This window comes from Aeromicrobium sp., assembly GCF_014378035.1.
Lineage (GTDB): Bacteria > Actinomycetota > Actinomycetes > Propionibacteriales > Nocardioidaceae > Aeromicrobium.
The window spans coordinates 1-9,679 of the sequence record NZ_JACMOM010000001.1 but is presented as its reverse complement, the minus strand read 5'-3'; the positions used below and the strand labels follow the sequence as shown (position 1 = coordinate 9,679).

The 9,679-nt window shown below is 66.0% G+C and carries 13 protein-coding genes; 9 read left to right on the top strand and 4 right to left on the bottom strand.

Annotated features, from left to right (window positions below; all coding sequences use genetic code 11):
• The 7 genes from sufD to H7290_RS00035 form a co-directional block, all read left to right on the top strand.
• Positions 1-1,149, top strand: a 1,149-nt coding sequence (sufD, locus tag H7290_RS00065) for a Fe-S cluster assembly protein SufD (RefSeq protein ID WP_290511970.1), incomplete at its 5' end; no start/stop codon positions are given.
• Positions 1,146-1,481, top strand: coding sequence for a non-heme iron oxygenase ferredoxin subunit (locus H7290_RS00060; protein WP_290511969.1), 336 nt, complete (start codon positions 1,146-1,148; stop codon positions 1,479-1,481). The genes sufD and H7290_RS00060, both read left to right, overlap by 4 nt.
• A gap of 6 nt (positions 1,482-1,487) precedes the next feature.
• Positions 1,488-2,279, top strand: coding sequence for a Fe-S cluster assembly ATPase SufC (sufC, locus tag H7290_RS00055; RefSeq protein WP_290511968.1), 792 nt, complete (start codon positions 1,488-1,490; stop codon positions 2,277-2,279).
• Entirely contained in the window at positions 2,276-3,577 is a 1,302-nt protein-coding gene (locus H7290_RS00050) for a cysteine desulfurase (RefSeq protein ID WP_290511967.1), read from the top strand. The genes sufC and H7290_RS00050 overlap by 4 nt, the downstream gene beginning before the upstream one ends.
• Position 3,578: 1 nt before the next feature.
• The gene (gene sufU / locus H7290_RS00045; RefSeq protein ID WP_290511966.1) at positions 3,579-4,088 is read left to right on the top strand and encodes a Fe-S cluster assembly sulfur transfer protein SufU; all 510 of its coding nucleotides are present in this window, start codon (positions 3,579-3,581) and stop codon (positions 4,086-4,088) included.
• Complete coding sequence (locus tag H7290_RS00040) at positions 4,085-4,456, top strand: metal-sulfur cluster assembly factor (RefSeq protein WP_290511965.1); 372 nt, start codon at positions 4,085-4,087, stop codon at positions 4,454-4,456. Before sufU ends, H7290_RS00040 begins: the two co-directional genes overlap by 4 nt.
• A gap of 214 nt (positions 4,457-4,670) precedes the next feature.
• A complete protein-coding gene (locus H7290_RS00035) occupies positions 4,671-6,269 on the top strand; it encodes an ABC-F family ATP-binding cassette domain-containing protein (RefSeq protein ID WP_290511964.1) in 1,599 nt (532 codons plus the stop codon).
• A gap of 93 nt (positions 6,270-6,362) precedes the next feature.
• Here the strand turns inward: H7290_RS00035 and H7290_RS00030 are convergent, their stop codons facing one another.
• On the bottom strand, positions 6,363-7,136 hold the full coding sequence (locus H7290_RS00030; protein WP_290511963.1) for an SURF1 family protein: 774 nt from the start codon (positions 7,134-7,136) through the stop codon (positions 6,363-6,365).
• A gap of 69 nt (positions 7,137-7,205) precedes the next feature.
• On the opposite strand from H7290_RS00030, the gene moaA reads away from it, so the two are divergent.
• Positions 7,206-8,192 (top strand): GTP 3',8-cyclase MoaA, encoded by a 987-nt coding sequence (gene moaA / locus H7290_RS00025; protein WP_290511962.1) that lies wholly within the window; start codon positions 7,206-7,208, stop codon positions 8,190-8,192.
• Between the two features lie 12 nt (positions 8,193-8,204).
• On the opposite strand, the gene H7290_RS00020 is transcribed toward moaA, so the two are convergent.
• On the bottom strand, positions 8,205-8,399 hold the full coding sequence (locus H7290_RS00020; RefSeq protein WP_290511961.1) for an acetone carboxylase: 195 nt from the start codon (positions 8,397-8,399) through the stop codon (positions 8,205-8,207).
• Positions 8,392-8,715 carry a DUF3099 domain-containing protein gene (locus H7290_RS00015; protein ID WP_290511960.1) on the bottom strand — a complete coding sequence of 108 codons (324 nt, stop codon included), beginning with the start codon at positions 8,713-8,715 and terminating at the stop codon, positions 8,392-8,394. Before H7290_RS00015 ends, H7290_RS00020 begins: the two co-directional genes overlap by 8 nt.
• Positions 8,716-8,758: 43 nt before the next feature.
• Between H7290_RS00015 and H7290_RS00010 the strand changes: the two genes are divergently transcribed.
• Entirely contained in the window at positions 8,759-8,974 is a 216-nt protein-coding gene (locus tag H7290_RS00010) for a dodecin (protein WP_290511959.1), read from the top strand.
• 90 nt (positions 8,975-9,064) lie between these two features.
• On the opposite strand, the gene H7290_RS00005 is transcribed toward H7290_RS00010, so the two are convergent.
• On the bottom strand, positions 9,065-9,679 hold a 615-nt coding region (locus H7290_RS00005; RefSeq protein ID WP_290511958.1), incomplete at its 5' end, for a hypothetical protein.

Below are 9,679 nucleotides of genomic sequence, written 5' to 3'. Positions count from 1 at the left end.
GAGGCGCTCGAGCTCTCACCGGTCGAAAGTCACCTCCACCCGCAGGGGTCGTTCGACCTCGCTGACCACCCGGTGCCCACCGGCATGGAAGAGATCTGGCGGTTCACCCCGCTCAAGCGGCTGCGGGGCCTCCACCAGGACGCCCCGCTGGACGGCGACGCCTTCAAGATCGAGGTCGACGCCGCTCCCGGCGTGACGGCGCTGTCGGTGCCTGCTGCCGACTCGGCCCGCGGTGCCTCCGGCTACCTGCCGGTCGATCGTGTGTCCGCTCGCGCGTGGGACGCCGCCACCTCGGTCTTCGAGGTGACGATTCCCCGGGACACCGAGGTCGACGAACCGACCACGATCCGCCTGCACGGTGGTGGCATCGACAAGGCTGCCGCGGGGCACCTGCTCGTGCGCGCCGGCCGGTTCAGCAAGGCTGTCGTCATCGTCGACTACGACGGCTCGGCCACCTGGGCCGAGAACATCGAGGTCGTCCTCGAGGACGGTGCCCAGCTGACCTTCGTCACGATCCAGGACTGGAACGACGACAGCGTGCACGTCGTCACCCAGCATGCTCGGGTCGGGCGCGACGCCGCGCTGCGGCACATCGCGGTGTCGCTCGGTGGAGACGTCGTGCGTGCCAGCACGTCGGCCGACTACATCGGCACCGGCGGCAGCGTCGAGATGCTCGGCGTCTACTTCGCCGATGAGGGCCAGCACATCGAGCACCGGCTGTTCGTCGACCACACGGCGCCCAAGACCAAGAGCAACGTCGAGTATAAGGGCGCGCTGCAGGGCAAGGGCGCCCACACGGTCTGGATCGGCAACGTCCTCATCCGCAAGGAGGCCGAGGGCATCCTGACGTACGAGAGCAACGACAACCTTGTGCTCACCGACGGTGCGAAGGCCGACTCGGTGCCCAACCTCGAGATCGAGACCGGCGACATCGAGGGTGCCGGGCACGCGTCCACCACCGGCCGCTTCGACGACGAGCACCTCTTCTACCTGCAGAGCCGCGGCATCCCCGAGGAGGAGGCGCGACGCCTTGTCGTGCACGGCTTCTTCAACGGCATCATCAGGCGCATCGGCGTGCCCACCCTCCAGGAGCGACTCATCGCCTCCATCGAGGAGGAGCTGGCCGAGCACGTGGGGCGCCTCGCGTGAGCTACGTCAAGGCCGCGGCGCTCGCGGATGTTCCCGACGGGGGAGTGCTCGCGGTCTCGATCGACGGCGAAGAAATCGCGCTCGTCCGCGACGGCGATGATGTCTACGCCATCCGCGACGAGTGCTCGCACGCTTCCATCCCGCTGTCGGAGGGCGACGTCGAGGGCTGTGAGATCGAGTGCTGGTTGCACGGCTCGCGCTTCGACATCCGCACCGGCAAGCCGGTCAACTTCCCGGCCACGGAGCCCGTGCCCACCTACTCACCCCAGATCGAGGGCGACACCGTCCTGGTCGATCTGACCCCCATCGCAACAGCAGAGCCTAGGAGCTGAACACACATGGCAACCCTTGAGATCAAGGACCTTCACGTCTCGGTGCACACCGAGGAAGGCGACAAGGAGATCCTCAGAGGCGTCAACCTCACGGTCAAGTCCGGCGAGGTGCACGCAATCATGGGCCCCAACGGCTCCGGAAAGTCAACCCTCGCCTATTCCATCGCAGGACACCCCAAGTACGCCGTCACGAGCGGTTCGGTCACCCTCGATGGTGTCGACATCCTCTCGATGAAGGTCGACGAGCGCGCTCGCGCGGGCCTGTTCCTCGCGATGCAGTACCCGGTCGAGGTGCCAGGCGTCTCGGTCGCCAACTTCCTGCGTACCGCCAAGACGGCCATCGACGGTGAGGCCCCCAAGCTCCGCACCTGGATCAAGGACGTCAACGAGGCGCTCGAGCGGGTCACGCTCGACAAGGAGTTCGCGCAGCGCAGTGTCAACGAAGGCTTCTCCGGTGGTGAGAAGAAGCGCCACGAGATCGCCCAGCTCGAGCTTCTCAACCCTTCGTTCGCGGTGCTCGACGAGACCGACTCGGGCCTCGACATCGACGCCCTGCGGGTCGTGTCCGACGGCGTCAACCGCTTCAGCAACCAGGGCGACCGCGGCGTCCTGCTCATCACGCACTACTCGCGCATCCTGCAGTACATCAAGCCTGACTACGTCCACGTCTTCGTGGCGGGACGTCTCGCCGAGAGCGGCGGCCGCGAGCTCGCCGACCAGCTCGAGGCGGAGGGTTACGACAAGTACACCCACCGTTCTGATGCGCCTGCCGGCGCGGGGGCTGCGGCGCAGTCATGATGCGCACGGCGCCGGCCGAGACGGGCGGATCGATCTACGACGTTGCCCGGGTGCGGGCCGATTTCCCGATCCTGGGACGTCAGCTGGCCGGTGACATGCCGTTGGTCTATCTCGACAACGCCAACACGTCGCAGAAGCCCGAGAGCGTCATTCGTGCCATCGACGAGCACTACCGGCTGCACAACGCCAACGTCGCGCGCGCGATGCACCAGCTCGGTGCAGAGGCGAGCGCGGCGTTCGAGGACGCCCGCGACAAGGTGGCGGGGTTCATCGGCGCGCCGAGCCGCGACGAGGTCATCTTCACGAAGAACGCCTCGGAGGCGCTGAACCTCGTGGCCCGCGTGCTGGGTGAGGCGAAGGACATCTCCGGCAAGGGGCCGCTCGGCCCGGCGTCCGACGTCGTCATCACGGAGATGGAGCACCACTCCAACATCGTGCCGTGGCAGCAGCTGTCGCAGCGCACCGGCGCGACCCTGCGCTGGTTCGGCGTCACCGACGAGGGCCGGCTCGACCTCTCCGACATCGACACCCTGATCACCGAGAAGACCGCCGTCGTCTCGGTCACCTGGGTCTCGAACATGCTGGGCACGATCAACCCGCTCGACGTCATCATCGCCAAGGCGCACTCCGTCGGGGCGCTCGTTGTCATCGACGGTTCGCAGGCGGTGCCGCAGATTCCCGTCGACGTCGGGACGCTCGGCGCCGATTTCGTCGTGTTCACGGGCCACAAGATGGTCGGCCCCACGGGCATCGGCGTGCTCTGGGGTCGTTACGACCTGCTGGCCGAGCTGCCACCGTTCATGGGTGGCGGCGAGATGATCGAGACGGTCACGATGCAGTCGTCGACCTACGCGCCCCCGCCGTCGCGCTTCGAGGCCGGCACACCGCCGATCGCCCAGGCCGTCGGTCTTGGTGCTGCCGTCGACTACCTCACGGCCCTGGGCATGGACAAGGTCGCGGCGCACGAGCAGCACATCACGGCGTACGCCCTCGGGCGCATGCAGGAGATCGACGGGCTCACGGTCATCGGGCCCAAGCAGGCTGTCGACCGTGGGGGAGCCATCAGCTTCACCCTCGACGACATCCATCCGCACGATGTCTCGCAGCTGCTCGACTCGCGTGGCGTGGCCGTGCGCGCAGGGCATCACTGTGCCAAGCCCTTGCACCTGCGATTCGGGGTGCAGTCGACAACGCGGGCCTCGTTCTACCTCTACACGTCGACCGCGGAAATTGATGCGCTGGTCGAGGCGTTGCACCATACGAAGAAGTACTTCTCCCGAGGGCCTGGCGGAGGCTGAGATGGACGTCGACTCGTTGTACCAGGAGATCATCCTGGACCACTACAAGCACCCCCACGGTGCAGGTCTCCGTGAGCCTTTCGAGGCGGAGGTGCACCACGTCAACCCCACGTGCGGCGACGAGATCACGCTGCGGGTGCATCTCGACGGCGAGATGGTGTCCGACGTGTCGTACGCAGCCGAGGGATGCTCGATCAGCCGCGCTTCGACCTCGGTGCTCAACGACCTCATCGTCGGCAAGAGCGTCTCCGAGGGCATGGCCGTGCTCGACGAGTTCAACCAGCTGATGCACGGCAAGGGCAAGATCGACCCCAACGAGGACGTGCTCGAGGATGGCATCGCCTTCGCCGGGGTCGCGCAGTTCCCCGGTCGCATCAAGTGCGCGCTGCTGGGGTGGATGGCCTGGAAGGACGCCGTCTCGCAGGCGCTTGTCACCACTGCTTCTTCAGACACTGCTTCTTCAGACACTGCTTTGTCAGACACTTCTTCTTCGAATGAGGGGACCTCATGACCGATCACACCGACTTCCCGAACGTCGACCTCGAGGCGGCGATCCAGCCCAAGAGCGCCACCAGTGTCGAAGACATCATCGAGGCGATGAAGGATGTCGTCGACCCCGAGCTCGGCATCAACGTCGTCGATCTCGGCTTGGTCTACGGTGCCGATGTCGACGAGCACAGCAACACCGTGCTCTCGATGACTCTCACCTCAGCGGCGTGTCCGCTCACCGACGTCATCGAGGACCAGACGCGGGCCGCGCTCGACGGACTCGTCAACGACTTCCGTATCGAGTGGGTATGGATGCCGCCGTGGGGGCCCGACAAGATCACTGACGATGGCCGCGAGATGCTTCGTGCCCTCGGCTTCAACATCGGCTGACCCCACCCCGCTCGCGAGTCACTCAGGACCGCTCAGGAGTCACTCAGTGACAGAACTCACGGTCCTGAACGACTCGCGAGCGGTCCTGAGTGATTCGCGAGCGTGGGTTTGGTGGCGGGGATCCCGTAGACTGCGAACGTGAACTTCTATCAGCGGGAATGACGTCGGCGTACGCACGCCAACCTTTTGCACACCCTGATCTGAAAGTTCTCTCATGCTTACCGTCTCCAATGTGGAGTTACGCTTCGGCGCTCGCGTCCTGATGTCTGATGTCTCCTTCCGGGTCGACAAGGGTGACAAGATCGGCCTCGTCGGTCGCAACGGCGCTGGCAAGACCACGCTGACCCGCATGCTGTCCGGTGACGGTCTGCCCGCCAGCGGCACCATCACGTCGTCCGGACAGATCGGCTACCTGCCGCAGGACACCAAGACCGGCGACCTGTCGATCACGGCACGCGACCGGATCCTCGGCGCCCGCGGGCTCGACGAGGCGCTCACGGCAATGCGCAAGGCCGAGCTCGACATGGGTTCACCCGACCCGGAGATCGCCGAGAAGGCCATGAGGGCCTACACGCGCGCCGACGCCACGTTCGGGGCCGGTGGTGGCTACGCCGCCGAGTCCGAGGCCGCCACCATTGCTGTCAGCCTCGGCCTGCCCGATCGTGTCCTGGGTCAACCCCTGTCGACGTTGTCGGGTGGCCAGCGGCGCCGCATCGAGCTCGCCCGCATCCTCTTCTCCGACGCCGACACCTTGCTGCTCGATGAGCCGACCAACCACCTCGATGCGGACTCAGTCGTCTGGCTGCGTGGTTTCCTCCGCGGCTTCAAAGGCGGCCTCGTGATCATCAGTCACGACGTCGATCTGCTCGAGGAGACCGTCAACAAGGTGCTGTACCTGGATGCCAACCGGGCCGAGGTCGACATCTACAACATGACGTGGAAGAACTACATCAACCAGCGCGAGACCGATGAGCACCGGCGCAAGCGCGATCGGACCATCGCAGTCAAGAAGGCCGATCAGCTCACCGACCAGGCCAACCGCATGCGCGCCAAGGCGAGCAAGGCGACGGCCGCGCAGAGCATGCTCAAACGCGCCGAGAAGATGGTCAAGGGTCTCGAGGCCGAGCGGGCCAGCGACAAGGTGGCCCGGATCAAGTTCCCCAAGCCGGCACCCTGCGGCAAGACGCCGTTGATGGCCGAGGGGCTGTCGAAGTCGTACGGGTCGCTCGAGATCTTCACCGACGTCGACCTGGCGATCGACAAGGGCAGCCGTGTCGTCGTGCTGGGTCTGAACGGCGCCGGCAAGACAACGCTCCTGCGGATCCTCAGCGGCACCGCCGCGGCCGACACCGGCGAGATCATTCCCGGACACGGGCTGAAGATCGGTTACTTCGCCCAGGAGCACGAGACGCTCGACACCGACCGCACGGTGCTGCAGAACATGCAGACCGCCGCGCCCCAGCTCAACGACGCCGAGGCACGAAGCGTCCTCGGCTCGTTCCTGTTCAGCGGCGACGACGCCCAGAAGTCTGCCGGGGTGCTCTCCGGTGGAGAGAAGACCCGCCTCGCCCTGGCCAGCCTCATCGTGTCCAGCGCGAACGTGCTTCTGCTCGACGAGCCGACGAACAACCTCGACCCGGCCTCCCGCGAGGAGGTGCTCGGCGCCATTCGCAGCTATGAGGGCGCCATCATCCTGGTGTCGCACGACGAAGGTGCGGTGCTGGCGCTGGAGCCCGACCGAGTGCTGCTGCTGCCCGACGGCGACGAAGACCTCTGGTCAGACACCTACGCCGACCTCGTCAGCCTTGCCTGACGCACCTTTGTAGGACGAAGGAGTAGGGCCAGCGGCTGCTGGAGCGACCCGAGTCCCTCATCATCCTTCCGTCGTCAAGCGGTGGTGGCGGTGTCACGTGGGCGGTGGGGGAGCTGCGGCGAAACCATCGAGCCGGGTGGGGTTGCGGCGTTCCTTGGCCTCGGCCCACGCGAACCAGAACCAACCGACGACGGCCAGCAGGGCAAAGAACCACCACTGAAGCGCGTAGAAGAAGTGCGGGCCCTGACCGAGCTCCGGCTTCGGCTCGGCGTCGAGCCCGGCAGCTGGATGAGGCGTCTCGGTCTGCAGATTGACGTAGCCGTCGGTGAGGTCGTAAGGCACAGACTTCGCCAGACCAGCGCTCGAGATGGCCCTCACCTGTCCCGCCACTGGCCGGATGGCTTGACCCTCGGCGCCGTTGTTCTGACGCAGCCAACCCATGACGGAGACTTGTCCGGTGGGGGGCTCGGGCACGGTGGGCCTGTCCATCGTGTTCTGCGTCTCCATCCAGCCACGATCGACGAGGACGGCGTCACCGGACGCCAGCACGAGTGGGGTGAGCACATCGACGCCGGGCGCACCGTCACGGGTGGAGAACTTGACGGTGACCTGGTGCTTGACGTCGTAGACCCCCGTGGCGGTGACGCGGGTCCACTCACTCGCGTCGTCGACCTTCGCTCCAGATGGCAGGGCCGAGTCGAGGCTGACCGGAGCGCTCTTGAAATGAGTCGTGATGACCTTGTTCTGGTCGAGACGATGCTCGAGCCGGTGAATCTGCCAGAAACCGAGCCGGGTGCAGACACCGCCGAGGACAAGGACAAAGACCGCGAACCCGATCCATCGCACACTGATCAGGAACCGGAACACATTCTGAGCGTATGTGTCCCCGCCAAGTCCAAGTCAGCCGGGTTGGTCGCCGCCACCTACCATGGACGTATGGAGCTGATCGACGGATACGACCGTGTGGCCACCGATCTGCGCGTGTCGCTGACCGATCGGTGCAACCTGCGCTGCCAGTACTGCATGCCAGCCGAGGGGCTCGACTGGATGCCGACGGAGGAGACCCTGACCGACGCCGAGCTGATCAGGCTGATCGGCATCGGCGTTGAGATCCTGGGTGTTCGCGACGTTCGTTTCACCGGGGGAGAGCCGCTGCTGCGACGCAGCCTGCCGGCCATCATCGCCGCCACCAAGGCACTACCGTCGAACCCCCGCACCGCCATGACGTCAAACGGGCTCGGGCTCAAGCACACGGCCGTGGCGCTCGCGGAGGCCGGGCTCGACCGAGTCAACATCAGCCTCGACACCACCGATCCCGACACCTTCGAGAAGATCACCCGCCGCAATCGTCTGCACGACGTCATCGACGGGCTGGCTGCCGCACACGAGGCCGGCCTGACGCCGGTCAAGGTCAATGCGGTGCTTCTGCGCGGCATCAACGACACGGAGGCGCCCGACCTGCTCCGGTGGTGCCTGAAGCACGGCTACGAGCTGCGCTTCATCGAGCAGATGCCCCTCGATGCGCAGCACGGCTGGACCCGTGAGGCGATGGTCACTGCCGACGAGACATTGGCGCTGCTGGCCGAACACTTCACGCTCACCGGGCTCGACGGCCGCGGATCGGCCCCGGCGGAAAAGTTCCTCGTGGACGGCGGGCCGCACACCGTCGGCATCATTGGCTCGGTCACCCGCCCGTTCTGCGGCGACTGCAACCGCGTACGGCTCACGGCCGACGGCCAGATTCGCAACTGCCTCTTCGCGCGTGAGGAGTCAGACTTGAGGGCGGCGCTGCGTGGTGGCGCCTCCGACGATGACATCGCACGTCGGTGGGCCGCGGCCATGATGACCAAGCTGCCCGGGCACGGCATCGACGATCCCAACTTCCTACAGCCGACACGTTCGATGTCGGCCATCGGCGGCTGACGCCGCTACTGCTCACGCGTCGATGGGCTGGGTCTCTTTCCAGAAGCCCCTCGCACCGAGGAACGCTCGCAATGATGCCTCGTGTTCATCACATGCGAGCCAGATTTTGCGCCGATCAGGTGTGTGGATCTTGGGGTTGTTCCACAGCACCTGGTGCTGGGCGACGTTCGCACAACCCTTGGCCGAGCAGGTGAGGACGTCAGTCACGGTGGGGCAGGACGGTCCGCGGAGCCTCGATGGCGCCCTTGGGCTCGGGCCCGAACGGTGACGGACCGGCGCCCTTCTTGCGCACGCCCGCGTTGGCGAGGATGACGGCGGCGTAGGGAAGGAACACCGCCCCGGCGATCAGCACCCAGCGGAGCGGGCCGCTGACGATGACCGCACCGACGAAGCAGACGGTGCGGATGCCCATCGAGATGGCGTACCGCTTCTCACGGTGGCCGAGGTCCTGGCTCTGGGAGGTCGCAGCAGTGGTGATGGAAAAGACCTTCTGCTTGCGGGGTTCGCGGGGTTCATTGCTCACCCTTCTACTCTACGTCGCAGGCAGCAGGCTGCATGATGGACGCATGAGCAATCGAACCTATCGCGTCACAGAGATCGTCGGCACGTCCCCGGAGAGCATCACGGAGGCCGTCGAGAACGGAATCGGCCGGGCCAGCAAAACCCTGCGACACCTCGACTGGTTCGAGGTCACCGACATCCGGGGGCAGGTCACCGACGCCAGCGTCTCGCACTATCAGGTGACAATGAAGCTCGGATTCCGCCTCGAGGACGACGAATGACCCGCTAGTCGGGGCGCCGGTCACGGCGCTGTCACCGGCCCCAGTCCGTCGAGTCCCACATCATGCTCGGGCGGCAGCAGGCACCGATGACTAGAAGTCGCTGTCGAGGTCGGTCTCGGTGTAGACGGTGGTGGCTGCGGCATTCCCGGCGAGGTCGGTGGCCAACGCATTGGGTGTCCAGGTCGCGTTCGCGGCCGCCGCCGCCGTGGCTGGCGTACCGCTGGGTGTGCCGAGCTTGATGATGAGGCTCGAACCGCTCATGGTCATTGTCGAAAGTGTCCCGCTGAGGCCGAACGTCATCGACCCGGTGATGTAGTCGCCCCGCTTGAGGGCCACGGTGCCAAGTGGCAGCAGCGCACCGTAGTTCGAGGTGTAGATCGTCAGCTTGTCGTTGGTGCCGCTGTTCGTCGCCCGAACCACGACGTTCTGGACCGTCAGACCGTTCCAGCCCGCGTAGATCGAGCCGGGGCTCATGGCCTCGGAATAGGTGAGGGAGTAGGTGTCTCCCACCTCGAGCTTGCGGAGATTCGTGATGTTTGTCGTGCTGAACCCCACCCCGGTCGGCTTGGTCCTGTCGATGACGAACTCTGTGCTCGTCGTGCCCGCGTTTCCGACCGCGTCGGTCGCGCGGACGAACAGCGTGTACGTGCCGTCGGCCGGGAAGGTCGTACCGGCGATCGCGTAGCTCCACGCCGTCGTGCCGGT

What these genes read in the sequence shown, in the direction of transcription:
- H7290_RS00010 (WP_290511959.1), top strand. Translation starts at nt 8,759, where the DNA reads ATGAGCAATCGAACCTATCGCGTCACAGAGATCGTCGGCACGTCCCCG.
- moaA (WP_290511962.1), top strand. Translation starts at nt 7,206, where the DNA reads ATGGAGCTGATCGACGGATACGACCGTGTGGCCACCGATCTGCGCGTG.
- H7290_RS00050 (WP_290511967.1), top strand. Translation starts at nt 2,276, where the DNA reads ATGATGCGCACGGCGCCGGCCGAGACGGGCGGATCGATCTACGACGTT.
- sufU (WP_290511966.1), top strand. Translation starts at nt 3,579, where the DNA reads ATGGACGTCGACTCGTTGTACCAGGAGATCATCCTGGACCACTACAAG.
- H7290_RS00035 (WP_290511964.1), top strand. Translation starts at nt 4,671, where the DNA reads ATGCTTACCGTCTCCAATGTGGAGTTACGCTTCGGCGCTCGCGTCCTG.
- H7290_RS00040 (WP_290511965.1), top strand. Translation starts at nt 4,085, where the DNA reads ATGACCGATCACACCGACTTCCCGAACGTCGACCTCGAGGCGGCGATC.
- sufC (WP_290511968.1), top strand. Translation starts at nt 1,488, where the DNA reads ATGGCAACCCTTGAGATCAAGGACCTTCACGTCTCGGTGCACACCGAG.